We start from the raw sequence: 20,336 nt of genomic DNA, 5'->3' as shown, positions 1-20,336 counted from the left end.
CGACCCGCCCCGACGGCGACGCGACCGTCCAGGCGGCCGCATCAGTATCCGGCGACAGCGACCTCCCGCCCACCCCGGCGGCCGCATCAGTATCCGGCGACAGCGACCTCGCGCCGACCCCGGCGGCCGCATCTGTCATTCGGCGACCTCGCGCCGACCCGGGCGGCCCATCGATCATCCGGCGACAGCGACCTCGCACCGACTCGGCGGCCGGGTTCAGTCGACGACCACGTCGACGCCGCGCCAGAACGCGACCCGGTCGCGCACCATCTCGGCGTCCGGCTTGGGGGTCGGGTAGTACCAGGCGGCGTCGGGGTTGCGCTCGCCGTCGACGGTCACCGTGTAGTAGGACGCGGTGCCCTTCCACGGGCAGATCGTGTGGTGCTCGCTGGGCTCGAAGTATTCGCGGCGCACGGCGTCCGCGGGGAAATAGTGATTGCCCTCCACCACCACGGTGTCGTCGCTCTCGGCGAGCACAGTCTCGCGCCATACCGCTCGTACGGTCATCGGACCTCCCGGTCGTCGGGGGAAAGCTGCCAACCGCCACGCTACTCCTGAACGTCCAGCGGTCCGCCGCGAGACGAACCCCGAACAGCCGCGGCGGAATCCGACCGGAACGGCCCGCCGACGAGGTCAGCGATCAGCTGGTACGGCGCGCATCGAGAAATACGGGCAGTGAACGAACGAGACCCGTACGGCATTGCGGCCGTACGGGTCTCGCCAATGGACCGTGCCGAATAGGCGCAGCCGGACGAAGTCCGCCCACAGCCCGCGCACGGCCGGAGCGAAGGCGGAGGTACGCCTAACCGCGCAGGACCGCGCCCACCGCCTCGGCGGCCGACGCGACCGCGGCGTCGCGGGCGGCGCTCGCCTCGTCCTCGGTCAGCGTGCGATCCGCGGCACGGAAACGCAGGGCGTAGGTGAGGGACTTGCGACCCTCGCCCGCCTGCGCGCCCTCGTACACGTCGAACAGGGCGATGTCCTCGAGCAGCTCGCCGCCGCCGGTGCGCAGCGCGGCCTCGACAGAGCCCGCGGGCACCGACTTCTCGACGCTGACCGACACGTCCTGCAGCACGGCCGGGAACGGCGACACCACCGGAACCGGACGGGACTCGCGCAACGGCAGCGCGTCCAGATTCAGCTCGAGCGCGCAGGTCCGCGGCGGCAGCCCGGAACGCTCGAGCACGGCCGGATGCAGCTCACCGGCGTGACCGACGACCTCGCCGTCCACCACCAGCTCGGCGCAGCGGCCGGGATGCCACGGCAGGTACGCGCCCGCGCGACGCTCGATGGTCACGCCCGCGGCGTCCGCGATGGCGTCGGCCAAGGCGAACGCGTCGGCGGCCTCGGCCTGCCGTCCGGGACCCCACGGTCCGCGCGGTTCGCGGCGGCCGGTCAGCACGGCGCCGACGTGCACGGGCTGGGCGGGCAGCGATTCGACCAGCTCGGCGATCTGCTCGTCGGTCGGACGACGATCCACCGCGAGCGCCTCGACGGGCCTGGTGTTCGGACCCGGCAGCACCACCTGGGCGATGCCGTAGATCGTCAGGTCGCGCGCGCCGCGAGAGATGTTGCGCGCGGCCACCTCGAACAGACCGGGCAGCAGCGTGGTGGCCAGTTCGGCGCGCTCCACGTCGAGCGGATTGAGCACCCTGGTGGTGGTGCGGCGCGGCTCGTCGGCGTCCAGACCCCAGGTGTCGAACACGCCCGAGGGCAGGAACACCGGCGGCGGCACCTCGACGCCCCCGGCGAAGGCCAGCGCCCGGCTGACCGCGCGGCGACGGCGCTGCGCGGCGGTGAGCCCGCGCCCGGCCGGTGCGGTCGGCAGCACCGACGGGATCTTCTCCAGACCCTCGAGCCGGAGCACCTCCTCCACCAGGTCGGCGGGCTGGGTCAGGTCGGGCCGCCAGCTCGGCGGGGTGACCACCAGCTGACCGTGCCCGGTCTCCTCGTTCACCGACACCTCGACGGTGCAGCCGATCTGGGCGAGGCGGCGCGCGGACGTGCCGGTCGGGTAGGTGACGCCCGCGACGCGGTCGGCCAGGTCGATGTCGATGCGGATCGGCTCCGCGGGCGGCGTCGGCACCCGCACATCGGTGAGCGCAGGCTCGATTGTGCCGCCCGCGATCTCGGCGAGCAGGACGGCGGCCCGGTCCAGCGCGGCGACGTTGATCTCGGGATCGACCACGCGCTCGTAGCGCTTGCCCGCCTCGGACACCAGCTTGTGCCTGCGCGCGGTGCGGTAGACGAGCAGCGGGTTCCAGGTGGCCGCTTCGAGCACCACGTCGGTGGTCTGCGGACCGACCTCGGTGCTCGCGCCACCCATCACGCCCGCCAACGAGACCACACCGGACTCGTCGGCGATCACCACGTCCTCGGCGTCGAGCACGCGCTCCACCTCGTCGAGGGTGCGCAGCGTCTCGCCCTTGTGCGCGGTGCGCACCACCAGGCCACCGGTGAGCTTGTCGGCGTCGAACGCGTGCAGCGGCTGACCCAGCTCGAGCATGACGTAGTTGGTCACGTCGACCGCCGGGGAGATCGGGCGCACGCCCGACAGCAGCAGCCGCCGCTGCAGCCACCACGGGCTGACCGCGTTCGGGTCGATGCCGGTGACCCGGCGCACCGCGAAGCGGGTGCACTTCGAGGACGGCTCCAGCTTCACCGGCCAGGCGTCGGCCTCGTCGTCGGGCAGGGCGCGCACCGCCGGGTCGGCGTATTCGAGATCGAAGCCGCAGGCCAGCTCGCGAGCCAGGCCGCGCACCGAGAAGCAGTAGCCGCGGTCGGGGGTGATGTTCAGCTCGATGACGGTGTCGTTCAGGCCGAGCAGCTCGTTGGCGTCCGCGCCCGGCTCGGCGGTGCCCGGCTCCAGCACCAGGATGCCGGAGTGGTCCTTGCCGATGCCGAGCTCGGCGACCGAGCAGATCATGCCGTTGGAGACGTGGCCGTAGGTCTTGCGCGAGGAGATCTTGAAGCCGCCGGGCAGCTCACCGCCGGGCAGCACGACCACGACGAGATCGCCGACGGCGAAATTCCGTGCACCGCAGACGATCTCCTGCAACTCCGGGTTGCCGACGTCGACCTTGCAGAAGCGGATCGGCTTCTTGAACTCGGTCAGCTCGGTGATCTCGGCGACGCGGCCGACGACCAGCGGCTTGTCGATGTCACCGGTCACCCGCTGGAGCTTGTCGACCTCTTCGACTTCCAGACCCACGCGGACGAACCCGGCATCCAGTTCCTCCGGCGTCACCGACCACTCGGGCGTGGTGCGCTGGATGATCTCGGTCAGCCAGGACTGCGCTACTCGCACTTGAGGTTTCGCTCTCTCGATCGAAGGGAGTTCGGGAATCGGGCCGGTTCAGGACCGGATGCCGAAGGGCAGGGTGAACCGCACGTCGCCCTCGACGATGTCGCGCATGTCCGGGATGCCGTTGCGGAACTGCAGGGTGCGCTCCAGGCCCATGCCGAACGCGAACCCGCTGTACACGTCGGGATCGATGCCGCTGGCGATCAGCACCTTCGGGTTCACCATGCCGCAGCCGCCCCACTCGACCCAGCCGGCGCCGCCCTTCTTGTCCGGGAACCAGACGTCCACCTCGGCGGAGGGCTCGGTGAACGGGAAGTAGTTCGGGCGCATGCGGGTGCGCGTCTCCGGGCCGAACAGGGCACGGGCGAACGCGTCCAAGGTGCCGCGCAGGTGCGCCATGGTCAGGCCCTTGTCCACCGCGAGGCCTTCGACCTGGGAGAACACCGGCGTGTGGGTGGCGTCCAGCTCGTCGGTGCGGAAGGTGCGGCCCGGGCACACCACGTAGATCGGCAGGTCGCGCTCGAGCATCGAACGCACCTGCACCGGCGAGGTGTGGGTGCGCAACACCTGGCGCGAGCCCTCCGGCGCGATGTGGAAGGTGTCCTGCATGGTGCGGGCCGGGTGGTCGGGCAGGAAGTTGAGCGCGTCGAAGTTGAAGTGCTCGGTCTCCACCTCGGGACCCTCGGCGACCTCCCAGCCCATCGCGACGAACACGTCGGCGATCTGCTCGGAGATGACCGTGATCGGATGGCGCGCGCCGTCCGGGAGACGGCGGGCGGGCAGGGTGACGTCGATGGTCTCGGCCACCAGCACGGCCGCGTCGCGCTCGGCGAGCAGCACCGCGCGGCGCGACTCGAACGCCTCGGAGACCCGCGCCCGCGCCACGTTCACCCGCTTGCCCGCGTCGGCCTTCTCCGACTTCGGCAGGCCGCCGAGCGCGCGCTGCGCGAGGGCTAGCGGCGCCTTGCCGCCGAGATGCTCGGTCTTGGCCACCGCGAGAGCGTCCAGATCGGCGGCCGCCGCGAACGCCTTCTCGGCCTCGGCCGCCGCCGCGGCCAGCGCCTCCTCGGTCAGCGCGGTGACTTGCCCCTCGGCGTTCTGCTCGACTCCCGTGTTGTCGTCGGCCACGATCGTTCGTCTCTCCCCTGGGGATCGGTTCGCGGGTCCGGCTTATTGCCTACCCACATTGCTGCTGGTGGAATCCTATTGGATCGGCTATGTCCGAATCACGCGGATTACCCGCTACCGGCCCGGCGACTGTGCCAGAGCCACCGATCGAGTCCATGAAACCGGGCATCCGCGCAGGTATCCGCCTCGCCCGGCGCGAGCGGTCGCATCGGCGGCGTGCTCACCCCGGCGGCTCGGCATGGCCCGCTCGGACCTTCCATCCGACTCGTCACCAGAGCGGTTCGTACACCGCCTCGCCGTCCAGATCGGGAGCGACCGGCAGGAAATCCGGGACCGTCCGCGCGGCACTGGCCCGCATCTTGGCGACCGCCTCCTCCACGCCGGGCGCGGCGATGCCGAGCCGGTCGAGCAGTTCCGCGCGCACCTCGAGGAACTCCGGCCGGTCGACGGCGAACTCCTCCTCCAGCTCGGCGACCGGACGGCCCGCGCCGAGATCGCGCCAGTATGGGTAGGTAGCGATCAAGGTGACCGCCTCGACCAGATCGGCGGCGAGCAGGACCGCGCCGCCCTCGGAGTCGGCGTACAGCACCGGGCGCTCCGTGCCCGGCGCGCCGCACAGGAAGAACGTGCCGCCCGAACCGTCACCGGCGATCGGCGTGAGCGGCGTTCCGTTCGGCAGACGCAGGTCCTCGACCGGCTCGCGGCGCGTGATGTCGAAATCACTCGGCCAGGCCAGCAGCCCGGCCAGTTCGGGATCGCCCTCGATCCGGCGCAGCAGTTCGTCCCCGGCGCTCATGATCGAACCCTAGAACGCCTCGGCGTGTCGCACACGAGAACCGGCCAACCGACGGCCGCGTCGGCGACCACGAACGAGCCGCCGCGTCTCGCGGCTCGCTGTTCTTCGCCAAGGAGCGTCCGCTACCGGTAGCGGACCCGCGAATTCGCGTACAGGCAGATGGCGGCGGCGGTCGCGAGGTTGAGGCTCTCGGCGCGGCCGCGGATTGGGATGCGGATACGGTGGTCGGCGCGGGCGGCGACGGCGGGCTCGAGGCCGTGCGCCTCGTTGCCGAACAGCCAGGCGACACGGCCGGTGAACAGGTCGTCGGCGTCGTCGAGATCGACCTCGCCGTCGGCGGCGGTGGCCAGAATGGTGATCCCGGCGGCGGTCAGCGCGTCCAGCGTTTCGCCGACGTCGCGGTGCCGGGCGATCGGGACGTGGAACAGACTTCCCGCGCTGGCGCGCACGCACTTGCCGTTGTGCGGATCGACGGTGTCACCGGCCAGCACGACCGCGTCGGCGCCGACCGAATCCACCACCCGGATGAGCGTGCCCGCGTTGCCCGGCTCGGCGATCTCGACCGGCACCGCCAGCATGCGTGGCTCGGCCGCGAGCACCTCGTCGAGCGCGACGTCGACCAGATCGCACACGGCGACCAGGCCGGGCGCTGTCACGGTCTCCCCCAGATGCTCGGCCGCGCGCTCGCTCACGAGCGTCGCCCGCACCCCGGCGGCGACCGCGTCCGCGATCAGCGCGTGGTCGCGTTCCGCCGCCGTCGCCGAATAGAACAGCTCGCGCACCCGGCCGGTCTCCAGAGCCGCGGTGACCGAGTTCGCACCCTCGGCGAGGAACTGCCCGGTCTTGCGGCGCTGCGGCGCGCGGTGCAGCTTGACAGCCGAAACGACCCGCGGATTGCGCTCGGAGAGCGCGTCCGCGGGTCGTTCCGAAAGGTGTCCCTTGGTCAACAGGGTCGGCCGGATCAGGCGGCCGGGGCGTTGACGTCCTGCGGGAGGGCGGCCTTGGCGACAGCGACCAGACCGGCGAAGGCCTCGGCGTCGGAGACGGCGAGCTCGGCCAGGATCTTGCGGTCCACCTCGACACCGGCGGCCTTCAGGCCCTGGATGAACCGGTTGTAGGTGATGTCATTGATGCGCGCCGCGGCGTTGATGCGGGCGATCCACAGCTTGCGGAAGTCACCCTTGCGCGCCCGGCGGTCCCGGTAGGCGTAGGTGAGCGAGTGCAGCTGCTGTTCCTTGGCCTTGCGGTAAAGCCGCGAGCGCTGGCCCCGGTAGCCCTTGGAGGCCTCGAGGATGGAACGGCGCTTCTTCTGAGCGTTGACGGCCCTCTTGACGCGTGCCACTGGTCAGTCCTTGATCGAATAGGGGGCGCGTGCGGCGCCCGGGAGGTTGGTCGAAGGTGGCGTCCGGAATCTCCGGTCGCGGTGCTGCCTCAGGGGATCAGATACCCAGCAGCTTCTTCACGCGACGGACGTCGGCAGCCGCGACGACCTCCGTGCCGTCCAGACGACGAGTCCGGCGGGTGGGCTTGTGCTCGAACAGGTGGCGACGGTTCGCCTGCTGGCGCAGCAGCTTGCCTTTACCGGACACCTTGAATCGCTTCGAGGCGCCGCTGTGGCTCTTCATCTTCGGCATGGATTCCTCTATCTGGTCGTCCCGGCGGTCGTCGCCGACCGCCGGTGTCTGTTCGTATAACTGCGGGCGTGGCCTACTCGGCCTGCTCCGCGGCCGGGGTCTCACCGGCGGGCGCGGCGCTCGCGGCAGGCCGTCCGGCCGATTCCTGCTGCGCCTTCACGCGGGTCTTCGCTCCCTTGTGGGGTGCGAGGACCATGGTCATGTTCCGGCCGTCCTGCTTGGCCGAGGTCTCCACGAAACCCAGGTCCGCGACGTCGGAGGCCAACCGCTGCAGCAGCCGGAACCCGAGTTCGGGCCGGGACTGCTCGCGACCCCGGAACATGATCGTCACTTTGACCTTGGACCCGGCTTCGAGGAAGCGAACGACATTGCGCTTCTTGGTCTCGTAGTCATGGTCGTCGATCTTGGGCCGGAGCTTCTGCTCCTTGATCACGGTCTGCTGCTGGTTCTTCCGAGACTCGCGCGCCTTCTGCGCCGTCTCGTACTTGAACTTGCCGTAGTCCATGATCTTGCAAACCGGCGGACGGGCATCCGGAGCCACCTCGACCAGGTCGAGGTCGGCCTCGAGGGCGACGCGTAGCGCATCTTCAACACGCACGATCCCAACCTGCTCGCCGCCAGGTCCGATGAGTCGAACCTCGGGAACTCGGATGCGATCGTTGATGCGGGTCTCAGTGCTGATGGGGCCTCCTAGGTCAAGCGGTGTCGTCTGACGACCGCAGGCAATAACTGCAACCCCTTGTTCAACACAAAGGCCCCGGTGCGGTATTTCTCCGCGACGGGGCCCGAGTCGACCGATCGCCGATGACAAGCATCGACTCTTGCGCGCGAGAAGGCTCGCCACGCAAGAAACCCACCACATCGGGCGGGTGACCGGACCGTTTGACCAGTACGATCGCTCGTCGGCAACGGTGGGAGTCGGGCTCCACTTATCAGCCCCGGGTCGTGCGCACGTGGCAACACGGTTCGGGGCGGTCGTCAGCGGAAAGTCTAGCATTGCCGTCCGCTATCGCCGAATCGGCTCGAAAACGCGTTGCGCGGCGCGCCGCGGCGGTGCCACGCTCCCCCGGTGCCCGTCTCCTCCACCGACTCGCTGCGCTGGCAATTCGACCTGACTTGGTCGCTGGCGAGCTACCACTTCGACGCCCTCGCACCCGAAGACTTGCGGTGGGAGCCCGGCCCGCTCGTCTGGACCGTACACCAGGGCACGGACGGCAATTGGCGACCGGACTGGGCCGATACCGAACCCGACCCGATCCCCGTGCCCACCATCGCCTGGCTCACCTGGCACATCGACTGGTGGTGGAGCACCGCGCTTGCCCACCTCGAGGGCCGCACCCCGCCGCCGCGCGAGCAGGTGTACTGGGCGGGCGACGCGGTGCGGGCGCGGCTCGACGAACTCCGCGCCGCATGGTCCGCGGCGTTGGACGCCGCGGATCCGGACGCGCCCGCGGCGTATCCGTGGCCCGCCGACGCCGGGCTCACTGTGACGCACCTCGCCGCCTGGGTGAACGCCGAGCTGATGAAGAACGTCGCGGAGATCGGCCAGCTCCGACTGCTCCGGGCGGCCTCGCTAGCCTGAGGGGCATGACTGACGAGCTCGACTCCTCCGTGCGCGACCTGGCCGACATCCCCGCCGTCGAGGTGATCAGCCGCGCCGCCGTGATGCTGATGAGTTCGGCCGCGGAGAAGCTCGGACTCGCCGACCCGGACCCGGAAAGCAGCCCGCGCCGCGACCTGGACGAGGCACGCCGCGTCATCACCGCGCTCGCGGGCCTGGTCACCGCCTCGGTCGAATACCTCGGACCGCACGCCGGACCCATCCGCGAGGGCCTGCAGTCCCTGCAGCGGGCGTTCCGCGAGGCCTCCGCCCACCCGGACGAGCCGGGCAAGGGCCCGGGCGAGAAGTACACCGGCCCCGTCTACTGAGCCGGTTTCCCGCCCCGTCCGCCGCGACCGCCCACGCGGGCGCGGGTCGATGCGGCATGCTGGCACTATGTCGACACCGATCTTGCTCGTTCCCGGATTCTGGCTCGGCGCGTGGGCGTGGGACGAGGTGGCCGAGGACTTGCGCGGGCGCGGTTTCGATGTGCGGGCGCTGACGCTGCCCGGACTCGATCCCGACGACGACGACCGGCTCGCGGCCACCATCGAGGAGCAGGCGGGAGCCATCCTCGCGGCCATCGACCCCGCGGAATCCGCTGTGCTGGTATCGCATTCGGGCGGCGCCGCGCCGGGTTACCTGGCCACCGACGTCGCGCCGGAGCGCTTCCAGCACGCGGTGTACGTCGACTGCGCGCCGGTGCCGGACGGGTTCGTGCTCAACGATTCGCTCGGCACGGCGCAGGAGTACCCGCTGCCGAGCTGGGAGCAGTTGGCGGAAGAGGGTGACAGCCTCGTCGGGCTGGACGAGGCGCAACTGGCACGCTTCCGCGAGCGCGCGGTGTCGGAACCGGCGAGCATCGCGGGCGCGCCGCTGCGGCTGAGCGATTCGCCCGCGCGCCTCGCGGTGCCGACGACCGTGGTGTGCACCAGCATCACCGCGGAGCTGGTGCGGCAGCTGAGCACGAGCGGCGAGGCGCCGGTGTTCAGCGAGATCGCCCGGTTCGACGCGACGCTCATCGACCTGCCGACCGGGCATTGGCCGATGTGGTCGAAGCCGATGGAACTGGCGGAGATCATCGCCACGGCCGCGTCGGAGTCGGCGAAGAACTGAGGGCGGCACGGCCGAGACGGGGCGGGCCGGCGCGACCGGCCGGCCCCGCCCGGCGCGCTCACTGCCCGGGGGTGACCGAGATCGACGAGCCGGTGGCGATCATATTGGCGAGGGCCTGGAAAAGGCTGGTCAGACCGGCGCTTCCGCTGTCCATGGGAGTTCCTTTCGGTGTGCGGCGCGCTCAGGCGCCCGGGTTGTAGTTGATGGACGATCCACTGCTCAGAAACGTGAGAATCTGCGCGACGAGCGCGGCGATGTCGACGCCTTCCATGGGCGTGTTCCTTTCTCTCCCACCGTTTTTCGGGCGCTCGAGCGCCGCGGAACGGTGCACTCACCGTTACTGTCCGGGACGCGCCCGGACACGGTGAGCCGATCTTACACACGGCTGTTTCACTTTTGCCCGAGTTTCCGGGACCCAATGCGTGGGCACCGCCTGTGGCCACTGCCCCGGCCAACCAACTCACCGAAACGAGGAGTGGCCGCGTCCTCGGGACGCGGCCACTCGATCGGTTACCGGGTCGGCTCAGCTTCAGCTTTTGGAAGTCGACTGAGCCCACTGAAATCAGCGCAGCGCGGCGGCCTTCCTGGCGAGCCGCTTCGCCGCCGCCGTCTCCGACGGCGCCTTCTTGGCCGCCGCCTTCTCGGCCGGAGCCTTCTTCGTCGGCTTCGCAGCCGTCGGCTCCGCCGGAACCGCCTTGACCGGCGCCTTCTTCACCGCCTTCTTCGCCGGGGCCCGCTTGGCCGGTGCCGTCGCGGCGGGCTGGGCGAGCACCTCCTTCAGGAACTGGCCGGTGTAACTGTTCGGCACGGTCGCGACGTCTTCGGGGACGCCCTCGGCCACCACGGTGCCGCCGCCGGAGCCGCCCTCGGGACCCATGTCGACCACCCAGTCGGAGGTCTTGATGACGTCCAGGTTGTGCTCGATGACGATGACGGTGTTGCCCTTGTCGACCAGACCGTTGATGACGGCGAGCAGCTTGCGGATGTCCTCGAAGTGCAGACCGGTGGTCGGCTCGTCGAGGATGTAGACCGTGCGGCCGGTGGAGCGCTTCTGCAACTCCGCCGCCAGCTTCACGCGCTGCGCCTCGCCGCCGGACAGCGTCGGTGCGCTCTGGCCGAGCCGCACGTAGCCGAGGCCGACGTCGACCAGGGTCTTGAGGTAGCGATGGATCGAGGTGACCGGCTCGAAGAACTCGGCGGCCTCCTCGATGGACATGTCCAGCACCTCGGCGATGGTCTTGCCCTTGTAGTGCACCTCGAGGGTTTCCCGGTTGTAGCGCGCGCCGTGGCAGACCTCGCACGGCACGTACACGTCCGGCAGGAAGTTCATCTCGATCTTCAGCGTGCCGTCGCCGGAGCACGCCTCGCAGCGGCCGCCCTTGACGTTGAACGAGAACCGGCCCGGCTGGTAGCCGCGGACCTTCGCCTCGGTGGTCGCCGCGAACAGCGTTCTGATCTTGTCGAACACGCCGGTGTAGGTGGCCGGGTTGGACCGCGGGGTCCGGCCGATCGGGGACTGATCGACCTGCACCAGCTTGTCCAGGTGATCCAGGCCGTTGACCCTGGTGTGCCTGCCCGGCACCTGGCGTGCGCCGTTGAGCTTGTTCGCCAGCACGGTGGCCAGGATGTCGTTGACCAGCGTCGACTTGCCCGAGCCCGAGACGCCGGTCACCGAGGTGAGCACGCCGAGCGGGAAGGAGACGTCGATGCCCTTCAGGTTGTGCTCGGTCGCGCCGACCACGGTGAGCTTGCGCTTCTTGTCCACCGGGCGGCGCACCATCGGCACCTCGATGCGCTCGCGGCCCGAAAGGTACGCGCCGGTCAGCGAATCGGGGTCGGTGAGCAACTCCTGGTACGGGCCGCTGTGCACCACCCGGCCGCCGTGCTCGCCCGCCAGCGGGCCGATGTCGACGACCCAGTCCGAGGCGCGGATGGTGTCCTCGTCGTGCTCGACGACGATCAGCGTGTTGCCCAGATTCTTGAGGCGCGTGAGGGTTTCGATGAGTCGCCGGTTGTCGCGCTGGTGCAGACCGATGGACGGCTCGTCCAGCACGTACAGCACGCCGACCAGGCCGGAGCCGATCTGGGTGGCCAGCCGGATGCGCTGCGCCTCACCGCCGGACAGGGTCGCGGCGGCACGGGACAGCGTCAGGTACTCCAGGCCGACGTCGAGCAGGAAGCCCAGGCGCGCCTGCACCTCCTTGAGCACCTGCCCGGCGATCGCGGCCTCGCGCTCCCCGAGGGTCAGCGAGTTCAGGAACTTCGAGCAATCGCCGATCGACAGGTCGCTGACATCGGCGATGGACTTGCGTTCCGCGCCCGCCGCGATGGTGACGGCGAGGATCTCCGGGCGCAGTCGCGCGCCGTTGCAGACGGGGCACGGGATATCGCGCATGTATCCCTCGTAGTGCTCCTTCATCTGCTCGGAGTCGGTGTTCTCCATGCGCCGCTGCAGGAACGGCATGACGCCCTCGAAGTCGGCGTAGTAGGAGCGCTTGCGCCCGTAGCGGTTGGTGTAGGAGACGTGCACCTGGTCGGCGCTGCCCTCTAGCACGGCCTTGCGCGCCTTGACCGGCAGCTCCCGCCACGGGGTGTCCATGGAGAAGCCGATGGCTTCGGCCAGGCCCGACAGCAGGCGGGTGAAGTACTCCGCGGTCTGCCCGCGCGACCACGGCGCGATGGCGCCCTGGGCGAGGCTGAGCTCGGGATCGGGGACCACCAGATCCGGATCGACCTCCTTGCGGATGCCGAGGCCGGTGCAGTCGGGGCAGGCGCCGTAGGGCGAGTTGAACGAGAACGACCGGGGCTCGAGATCCTCGATGTCGAGCGGGTGGCCGTTGGGGCAGGCGAGGCGCTCGGAGAAGCGGCGCTCCCGGTCGTGCGCGTGCTCGTCGCGATCGACGAAGTCCAGCACCACGATGCCGTCGGCCAGGCGCAGCGCGGTCTCGATGGAATCGGTCAGGCGCTGCTTGGAGGTCGGCTTGACGGTGAGCCGGTCCACCACGACCTCGACGTCGTGCTTCTCCTGCTTCTTCAGCTTCGGCGGATCGGTGAGCGGATACACCACGCCGTCGACCCGCACCCTGGAATAGCCCTGGGAGTTGAGCTGGTCGAACAGGTCGACGAACTCGCCCTTGCGTGTCCGCACCACCGGCGCGAGCACCTGGAACTTGGTGCCCTCCTCCATGGCCAGCACCTGGTCGACGATCTGCTGCGGGGTCTGCTTGGCGATCAGTTCGCCGCAGACCGGGCAGTGCGGGGTGCCCGCGCGCGCGTAGAGCAGACGCAGGTAGTCGTAGACCTCGGTGATGGTGCCCACGGTGGAGCGCGGGTTGCGGTTGGTGGACTTCTGATCGATGGACACCGCGGGCGAGAGACCCTCGATGAAGTCGACGTCGGGCTTGTCCATCTGCCCGAGGAACTGCCTGGCGTATGCCGACAGCGATTCCACGTACCGGCGCTGGCCCTCGGCGAAGATGGTGTCGAAGGCGAGGCTGGACTTGCCGGAGCCGGACAGTCCGGTGAACACGATCAGGCTGTCACGGGGCAGATCGAGGTCGACCCCCTTCAGGTTGTGCTCCCGGGCTCCGCGCACGGTGAGGCGTTCCGCCACCAGGTGTGTCCCTTCTCGATCGTGTGTTGACGTGCAGACATACCCCCGTTGGCCACTCTAGGCCGGGGCACCGACAAGTTTCGTCCGAGCGGCCGCCCAGCTGCCCGGACACCGCACGCGGGGGCCGTCAGCCCGCCCGTCGCGTGCCCTCCGACCGCCCGATGACCTGCCATCCGTGCGCGTCCACCGTGACGGTCAACACCTCCGAACCGACCCGGAGCCCGCTGATCCGCAGCGGCAGATACCGCTCGGGCACCGCGGGCGACACCTCCGCCGCGCCCGCGCCCGGCTCCAGCCGGACCAGGCTGCGCAGGAACAGCAGCGGCGCGGCCGCCGCCCAGGCCTGCGGCGAGCAGGAGGTCGGGTACGGCACCGGCGCGTCGAACTCGGCGCGGTCGAAACCGCAGAACAGTTCGGGCAGCCGGTAGCCGAACCGGACCGAGGCGTCGAGCACCGCGTCGATCACCCGGGTCGCGTGCTCGGTGAGTCCGTAGCGCATCAGCCCGGCCGCGCAGACCGCGTTGTCGTGCGGCCACACGGAGCCGTTGTGATAACTGACGGGGTTGTAGGCGCCCATGTCGCTGGACAGGGTTCGGATGCCCCAGCCGGTGAACATGTCGGGGGCGAGCAACCGGTCCGCGACCAGCGCCGCCTTGTCCTCGTCCACGATACCGGTCCACAGACAGTGGCCGATGTTCGAGGTCAGCGCGTCGATCGGCCGTTTGTCCCGGTCCAGGCCGACGGCGTACCAGCCGCGCTCGGGCAGCCAGAACTTCGTGTTGAACTCGGCCTTGAGCCGGGCGGCCGCGGCGCGCAGCCGGTCGGCGGTGTCCCGGTCGCCGAGGTCGGCGGCCAGCTCGGCCCGCGCCAGGTACGCGGCGTAGACGTAGCCCTGGACTTCGGCGAGCGCGATGGGCGGCTCCGGCAGCGTGCCGTCGGCGAAGTTGATCCCGTCCCAGGAGTCCTTCCAGCCCTGGTTCTCCAGGCCGTGCTCGGCTTCCCGCCGGTATTCGACGAACCCGTCGCCGTCGGCGTCGCCGTAGCGCTGGATCCACTCGATGGCGCGGTCGGCGTGCGGCAGCAGTTCGTCGCGGGTGGCGGCGTCGAGCCCCCAGCGGTGCAGCTCGCCGAGCACCATGACGAAAAGCGGTGTGGCGTCGACTGTTCCGTAGTACACCGTGTCGCCGCCGAGCAGTTTCGTCGCGGCCCGGCCGAAGCGGATCTCGTGCGGGATGCGGCCGGGTTGCTCTTCGGTGGCGATGTGCTCGCGGACGCCTTGGAGCCCGGCCAGGCTCTGCAACGTGCCGATCGCCAGCCTGCGATCCACCGGAAGCACCATCCACGAGGTGAGCAGCGAGTCTCGCCCGAACAGCGCCATGAACCACGGCGCGCCCGCCGCGACCACCGCGCGCTCGGGACTCGCCGGATCGAAGATGCGCAGGGCGCCGAGATCGGCGACGGCGCGTCGCAGCACGGCGGCCAGCGTCGGGTCGCCGGTCCGCACCCGCGGCGAGTTCTCGTACCAGGCGCGCAGCCGCCGGGCGGGCGCGCTGTGCGCGATCGAGCTGCCGCACATGTGCCGCGGCGTGACCTCGACCGAGCCGAGCAGCGGGTGGTACTGGACGCACGTCGACCAGGACCCGCGCGCGGGCAGCCGGACGGACCAGCGCAGGCGCCGGCCGTCGAACGTCGCGTCCGCGGCCCGCACCGCCACCGCGATACCGAGCGCGGGCGCCGCGATCTCGAGACTGCCGTCGTCCACCCGGTTCTCGGTCTCGGGGCCCGCGCCGACGCGACCTTCCTTGACCTCGAACAGATCCGCGAAATCGGCGTCCACCTCGAGCGCGATCGCGCAGTCGATGGGTTCGCCGGAAAGGTTGCGCACGGTGATGTCTTCGCGCATGCCGTCGCCGACATGCCGTCCGACGATCACCAGCGCCGTGCTGTCGGCGCGGCCCGGTGGCGGCGTGGTGCGCGCGAGCAGCGTGGCGCTGTAGGGATCGGCGTACTGCACGCTCAACGGTTGCGGCGCTTGGTCGTCCACGGTGAGTCGCCAGCGGGAGAGCACCCTGGTGTCGCGGACGAACAGGCCCTGCGCCCGGCGCGGCTCGATGCCGCCGCCGGATTCGCTGAGGCAGAACGTGGATCCCTCGACGAGCGTGACCGCGCCCGCCGTCCCGTGTTGCGCGGGTCCGCTGCCCCACGGGTCCATGACGTCACTCGCCCTTGCGCCGGGGATCGGCCGGAGCGCTCGGGGCGTTCCGCGGTGTCGCTGAATCGGCCATCGTTCGACAACTTCCACGCGTGCGGTCCAGAAATCCAGCATACTCGGAACATCAATACGCCCAGGGCAATTCGACCTGTTCCGTTCGCCAGATATTCGCTGGGACGGGATTTCGGGGTCGGCCCCGCGGCGGGATCCATGCGCAAGGAGGGGCCGCGGTGATCAAGGTGTTCCTGGTCGACGATCACGAGATCGTCCGGCGAGGGCTGACCGATCTGCTGGAGAGCGATCCCGAACTCGCGGTGATCGGCGAGGCGGGTGATGTCGCGCAGGCCATGGCGGGCATCCGGGTGGCCCAGCCCGACGTCGCGGTGCTCGACGTGCGGCTGCCCGACGGCAACGGCATCGAACTGTGCCGCGACCTGCTCGCCGAAATCGACGGTCTGCGTTGCCTGATCCTCACCTCCTACACCGACGAGCACGCCATGCTGGACGCGATCCTCGCGGGCGCTTCGGGTTACGTGGTCAAGAACATCAAGGGCATGGAGCTGGCCGAGGCCATCAAGGCCGTGGGCGCGGGCCGCTCGCTGCTGGACAACCGGGCGGCGACGGCGTTGAAGGCGCGCCTGCGCGACAGCGTCGCGGTCGACGGACCGCTGGCCGGACTTACCGAACAGGAGCGCAAGCTGCTCGCGTTGCTCGGCGAGGGTTTGACGAACCGGCAGATCGCGGCGCGGATGTTCCTCGCCGAGAAGACGGTCAAGAACTACGTGTCGCGGCTGCTGGCCAAGCTGGGTATGGAGCGGCGCACCCAAGCCGCGGTGCTGGCCTCGCGCCTGCGTGAGCCGTGAGCCGTGAGCCGTGAGCCGTGAGCCGTGAGCCGTGAGCGATCCAGCCCATGTCCGAGGAGCGGCGCTGCCCTTCGGACGGTGCTGTGGTTCAGTCCTTCTCGGCGGGCGCGACGATCGTCAGGTTCCCGTCGTAGCGGCGGTAGAGCAGGTGACCGCGGCGGGTCTCCACGTCGGTGAAGAACAGGAACGGCAGGCCCGCTCCGCACAACCTGGTCGCGGCCTCTGACTCGCTGAGCAGCGGGCTCGGCTCCGAATGCACCGTCAACGGTAGGGAATTCGCGCTCAGCGGCCGGATCCGCTCGAGCGGGGTGATCGTGGTCCACTGGCGGACGAGTCGCACGCCGAACGGGTCCCTCCAGTGCACGATGGCGTCCTCACCGGTCTCGGCGTCGGTGAACAGGTACGCCTCGTAGTCCATCGCGTCCATCACCGCGGTCGCCTCGCTGGGCGTTCCGGTGAGCAGCGGGCAGTTCTTGCGGCGGATGATCGGCCGCTCCTCGGTGACCTTGGCCAGCGAAGGCCGCGCCGGATCAGGCCACGCCCGAGACTGATTGGCGGCCAGCCTGCTGAGCTGACGGTCCAGCCGCTCGACGGCGAAGGTCACCGCGAACCCGCGCGGGCCGGTGACCTGCACCCGGGTCGGTGTGTCGTGCAGCCGCACGTTGGCCTGCACCACCGTGGGTTCGTCCAGATCCGGTGGGGCGGTGACGCGCACGCGCGCGGGCACGTCCAAGTGGTGGCGGCGCAGCACCCTTCCGATGGCGCGCACGGCGCGCGTCACGTCGGCGGGCGGCACGGCGCCGCGGGTGGTCACCGCCAGTTCCGGATCCGCGGCGCTGGACCAATGTTCCGAGGAGTACAACGATTGCAACGAATTCATAGGACACCTCTACTCTCAATTCACCCAGTGCCGCTATCCCACCTCTGCAACGTCGCCGCGAACAGGGCCGAAAGTCCCCGATCCGCGAATTACACTGGCTGAAGCGCTGTTCACGCGCCCACCCGAACAGGAACCGACATGACCGAAGACAGCGGTAACGGCCTGTACTCGGTACGCGACACGCTCTCGCAACTGCGCCTGCGCGAATTGCTCAGCGAAGTGAAGGAGCGCGTCGAGCTGATCATCGACTCGCGCGACCGGATGGACGGTCTCGTCGAGGCGATGCTCACCGTCACCTCCGGCCTCGATCTGGACGACACGCTGCGCGCCATCGTCCGCACCGCGACCAGCCTGGTCGACGCCCGATACGGCGCGCTCGCGGTGCGCGGGCACGACCGGCAGGTGGTCCAGTTCATCGACGAGGGCATGGACGAGGTGGTCCGGCAGCGCATCGGCCGGCTGCCCGCCGGACACGGCGTGCTCGGTGTGGTGTTCAATCGCCCGAAACCGCTGCGGCTGGACGACCTCACCGAACATGTCGAGTCCGTGGGGTTCCCGCCGGGACATCCGCCCATGCACACCTTCCTCGGCGTGCCGGTGCGCATCCGCGACGAGGTGTTCGGCAGCCTGTACCTCACCGAAAAGGCGGGCGGACAACCGTTCACCGAGGACGACGACGTGCTGGTGCAGGCGCTGGCCGCCGCGGCGGGCATCGCCGTCGACAACGCGCGCCTCTACGAATCGGCCCGCACCAGGCAGGTCTGGATCGAGGCCACCCGCGACATCGCCACCGAATTCCTCGCGGGCACCGAATCCGAGCGTGTCCTCGCGCACGTGGTGGATCACGCGCGCACGCTGACCGGTTCGGACCGCTGCTTCCTCGCCGGACTCGACGAGCACGGAACACCGGGCGAGATCGGCGAACTCGTGCTCACCCAGTGGTCGGGTCCCGGCACGGGACACGAGGGTTGGCTCGCTTCGACGGAGGGCACCGCGCTGGGCGAGGCGTTCACCCGGCGCACGCCGCTGCGCTTCGACGACGCGGCCCGCATCGATCTCGGTGTGCCGCTGGCCGATGTGGGGCCCGCGCTGATCCTGCCGCTGTGCACACCGGACGCCACGCTCGGCGTGCTGGTCGCGGTGCGTCCCAGCGGATCCGCGCCCTACGCCGACGAACTCGTCGAACTCACCGCCGCGTTCACCGACCAGGCCGCGCTGGCCATGCACCTGGCCGACACCCAGCGGCGGATGCGCGAGCTCGACATCCTCGCCGACCGCGACCGCATCGCCCGCGATCTGCACGATCACGTGATCCAGCGGCTGTTCGCGATCGGCCTGACCTTGCAGGGTTCGCTGCCGAAGGCGGTGGTTCCCGAAGTGCGCCAACGGTTGTCGACCTCGATCAACGAGTTGCAGGAGGTCGTCCAAGAGATCCGCACGTCGATCTTCGACCTGCACGGCGGCGACGGGCACAGCGCGGGATTGCAACAGCGCATCGAGCGCGCGGTGCGCCAGCAGACGGCCGAGACCACGCTCAAGGCCACCGTCCAGGTGACCGGTCCGCTCTCCGTGCTGGAGGCCGAACTCGCCGACCACGCCGAGGCGGTGGTGCGCGAGGCGGTGAGCAACGCGGTGCGGCACTCGGGCGCCGACACCATCGCGGTGGAGATCAGCGTGGCCGACGATCTGACGATCGTGGTCACCGACAACGGTTGGGGCGTGCCGAATCACGTCATCCGCAGCGGGCTGCGGAATCTGGAGCAGCGGGCCGAGAAGTCCGACGGCAGCTTCACGGTGAGTCCGGCAGGCCGGTCCGGCGAGGAGGCGGGACTGCCCGGGACGCGACTACGTTGGTCGGTGCCGCTGCCCGCGGATTGACGCCGGGCAGATCTCAGATTCCCGGTGGACCGAGCACCAGCATCGAATTGTGCCCGCCCATACCGAGCGACGACTTCAGGGTGAGACCCCCGTCGAACGGCGTCGGGCCGTCCAGCAGCCGCGGGTGCGCCGAGGCCACGATCGGCGGAGCGGGCAGCACCCCGCGCTCGTAGGCCATGGCCGCGACGGCCACTTCCACACCCGCCGCGGCGCCCTGACTGTGCCCGGTGAGCGGTTTGAGTCCGTACACGTGCGGGCGATCGCCGAACACCCGCGCGACCAGATCGCGCTCGGCCGTTTCGCATTGCCGCGTTCCGGTGCCGTGCGCGTTGAAGTACGCGATGTCGCCCGCCGCCACGCCCGCTTGGGCCAGCGCGCGGTGCGCGCAGTCGATGATCTGCGCGTGCTCCGGCTCCACCGACACCACGTGGTAGCCGTCGTTGGTCATGCCGCCGCCGAGCACGGTCGCATAGGGCCGCTCGACCTCGCGGGTCAGCACGAACGCCACGGACGCCTCGGCGAAGCCGAAGCCGCGGCTGCCCTCCTGGAACGGGCGGCACGCCTCGAGCGGTTCGGCGTCGGTTATCGCGGCGCCGAGGCGGACGAAATGCTCCACCATGTCCGGCGTCGCCGACATGTCGGTGGCCACGCAGAGCACGTCGTCGGCGATGCCGCTGTCGAGCCAGAGCTTCGCGGTGATCAGCGCGACGTTGGCCGAACTGCACGCCGCCGACACGTTCATCGACGGACCGTGGAAGCCGAACTCCTGCATCAGCACCGAGATCGGGGTGGACGGCAGCAGCCGCAGATAGTCGCGGGAGCGGCGATGCCCCTCATCGACCTGGTAGAAGTCGCGCCAGTTCACCACGTCGCCCAGCACGATCGCGTGCAGCAGGCCCACCGTGCGCCCCGGTCGCCAGCCGCGTTCGCGGGCGTCGGCGATCGCCTCGCGGGCGGATTCGTGCATCGCGCGGCCGTAGCGACTGGTGCTCACCGCGTGGTCGCCGCCGTCGGGCACCAGCGAGACCCAGGCGTGCTCGTCGCGGCCCGGCCCGTACCCGGGTTGTAGCTGAGCCGCGGATTTACCGCTGAGCAGCCCCTGCCACAGGGCCTCGCGACCCCATCCGTATCCGGTCACAGCGCCGACCCCGGCGATGGACATACGATCTCGGTACCGAACTCTGTGCTCCGGATTGGCGCCCGGCATGGCATCGCTCCTTCACCGGATCCCCGGGCCGGACAACCCTCGGTCCACCCTGTTCCCAAGGAACCGGAGTCTGTAATGATCACCGGTAGGAGCCCGACGAAGTGC

General features: G+C 70.1%; 17 protein-coding genes. 5 read left to right on the top strand and 12 right to left on the bottom strand.

All coding sequences use genetic code 11. The annotated features are described in order from the left end of the window. Nucleotides 1-216: 216 nt before the first annotated feature. The 8 genes from FB390_RS31255 to infC form a co-directional block, all read right to left on the bottom strand. Nucleotides 217-507, bottom strand: a complete 291-nt coding sequence (locus FB390_RS31255) for a DUF427 domain-containing protein (protein ID WP_067793124.1) — start codon at nt 505-507, stop codon at nt 217-219. Nucleotides 508-802: 295 nt separating this feature from the next. Then, entirely contained in the window at nt 803-3,307 is a 2,505-nt protein-coding gene (gene pheT / locus FB390_RS31250) for a phenylalanine--tRNA ligase subunit beta (RefSeq protein WP_141812768.1), read from the bottom strand. Nucleotides 3,308-3,355: 48 nt separating this feature from the next. Further along, nucleotides 3,356-4,432 carry a phenylalanine--tRNA ligase subunit alpha gene (gene pheS / locus FB390_RS31245; protein ID WP_141812767.1) on the bottom strand — a complete coding sequence of 359 codons (1,077 nt, stop codon included), beginning with the start codon at nt 4,430-4,432 and terminating at the stop codon, nt 3,356-3,358. Nucleotides 4,433-4,700: 268 nt separating this feature from the next. Further along, nucleotides 4,701-5,228: a hypothetical protein gene (locus FB390_RS31240; protein ID WP_141812766.1), complete on the bottom strand. Its 528-nt coding sequence runs from the start codon at nt 5,226-5,228 to the stop codon at nt 4,701-4,703. Nucleotides 5,229-5,350: 122 nt separating this feature from the next. Further along, nucleotides 5,351-6,175 carry a TrmH family RNA methyltransferase gene (locus tag FB390_RS31235; protein WP_141812765.1) on the bottom strand — a complete coding sequence of 275 codons (825 nt, stop codon included), beginning with the start codon at nt 6,173-6,175 and terminating at the stop codon, nt 5,351-5,353. 14 nt (nt 6,176-6,189) lie between these two features. Then, a complete protein-coding gene (gene rplT / locus FB390_RS31230) occupies nt 6,190-6,570 on the bottom strand; it encodes a 50S ribosomal protein L20 (protein ID WP_039797323.1) in 381 nt (126 codons plus the stop codon). A 97-nt stretch (nt 6,571-6,667) separates the two neighbouring features. Further along, the gene (gene rpmI, locus FB390_RS31225; protein ID WP_040706116.1) at nt 6,668-6,862 is read right to left on the bottom strand and encodes a 50S ribosomal protein L35; all 195 of its coding nucleotides are present in this window, start codon (nt 6,860-6,862) and stop codon (nt 6,668-6,670) included. Between the two features lie 73 nt (nt 6,863-6,935). After that, nucleotides 6,936-7,589, bottom strand: a complete 654-nt coding sequence (gene infC, locus FB390_RS31220; protein WP_084483526.1) for a translation initiation factor IF-3 — start codon at nt 7,587-7,589, stop codon at nt 6,936-6,938. A 342-nt stretch (nt 7,590-7,931) separates the two neighbouring features. On the opposite strand from infC, the gene FB390_RS31215 reads away from it, so the two are divergent. From FB390_RS31215 to FB390_RS31205, 3 genes are all read left to right on the top strand, one after another. Next, nucleotides 7,932-8,444 (top strand): DinB family protein, encoded by a 513-nt coding sequence (locus FB390_RS31215; RefSeq protein ID WP_246124491.1) that lies wholly within the window; start codon nt 7,932-7,934, stop codon nt 8,442-8,444. 5 nt (nt 8,445-8,449) lie between these two features. Further along, nucleotides 8,450-8,791 carry a DUF1844 domain-containing protein gene (locus FB390_RS31210; RefSeq protein WP_141812764.1) on the top strand — a complete coding sequence of 114 codons (342 nt, stop codon included), beginning with the start codon at nt 8,450-8,452 and terminating at the stop codon, nt 8,789-8,791. A 67-nt stretch (nt 8,792-8,858) separates the two neighbouring features. Then, nucleotides 8,859-9,578: an alpha/beta fold hydrolase gene (locus tag FB390_RS31205; RefSeq protein WP_141812763.1), complete on the top strand. Its 720-nt coding sequence runs from the start codon at nt 8,859-8,861 to the stop codon at nt 9,576-9,578. Nucleotides 9,579-10,140: 562 nt separating this feature from the next. Here the strand turns inward: FB390_RS31205 and uvrA are convergent. Then, on the bottom strand, nt 10,141-13,191 hold the full coding sequence (gene uvrA / locus FB390_RS31200; protein ID WP_141812762.1) for an excinuclease ABC subunit UvrA: 3,051 nt from the start codon (nt 13,189-13,191) through the stop codon (nt 10,141-10,143). A gap of 127 nt (nt 13,192-13,318) precedes the next feature. Then, nucleotides 13,319-15,403, bottom strand: a complete 2,085-nt coding sequence (locus tag FB390_RS31195) for an amylo-alpha-1,6-glucosidase (protein WP_141812761.1) — start codon at nt 15,401-15,403, stop codon at nt 13,319-13,321. Between the two features lie 230 nt (nt 15,404-15,633). On the opposite strand from FB390_RS31195, the gene FB390_RS31190 reads away from it, so the two are divergent. After that, the gene (locus tag FB390_RS31190) at nt 15,634-16,266 is read left to right on the top strand and encodes a response regulator (protein WP_141812760.1); all 633 of its coding nucleotides are present in this window, start codon (nt 15,634-15,636) and stop codon (nt 16,264-16,266) included. Between the two features lie 88 nt (nt 16,267-16,354). Here FB390_RS31190 and FB390_RS31185 read toward each other — a convergent pair whose 3' ends face one another. Beyond that, nucleotides 16,355-17,146: a sigma 54 modulation/S30EA ribosomal C-terminal domain-containing protein gene (locus tag FB390_RS31185; protein WP_141812759.1), complete on the bottom strand. Its 792-nt coding sequence runs from the start codon at nt 17,144-17,146 to the stop codon at nt 16,355-16,357. Between the two features lie 138 nt (nt 17,147-17,284). Here FB390_RS31185 and FB390_RS31180 point away from each other — a divergent pair, with 138 nt between their 5' ends. Continuing rightward, nucleotides 17,285-19,024 (top strand): sensor histidine kinase, encoded by a 1,740-nt coding sequence (locus FB390_RS31180; protein ID WP_141812758.1) that lies wholly within the window; start codon nt 17,285-17,287, stop codon nt 19,022-19,024. A gap of 13 nt (nt 19,025-19,037) precedes the next feature. On the opposite strand, the gene FB390_RS31175 is transcribed toward FB390_RS31180, so the two are convergent. Then, nucleotides 19,038-20,186, bottom strand: a complete 1,149-nt coding sequence (locus tag FB390_RS31175) for a beta-ketoacyl synthase N-terminal-like domain-containing protein (protein ID WP_141812757.1) — start codon at nt 20,184-20,186, stop codon at nt 19,038-19,040. Nucleotides 20,187-20,336 lie beyond the last annotated feature (150 nt).

It is taken from the genome of Nocardia bhagyanarayanae (assembly GCF_006716565.1).
GTDB lineage: Bacteria > Actinomycetota > Actinomycetes > Mycobacteriales > Mycobacteriaceae > Nocardia > Nocardia bhagyanarayanae.
The sequence above is the reverse complement of the archived record's forward strand: the minus strand, read 5'-3'. Positions and strand labels throughout refer to the sequence as shown.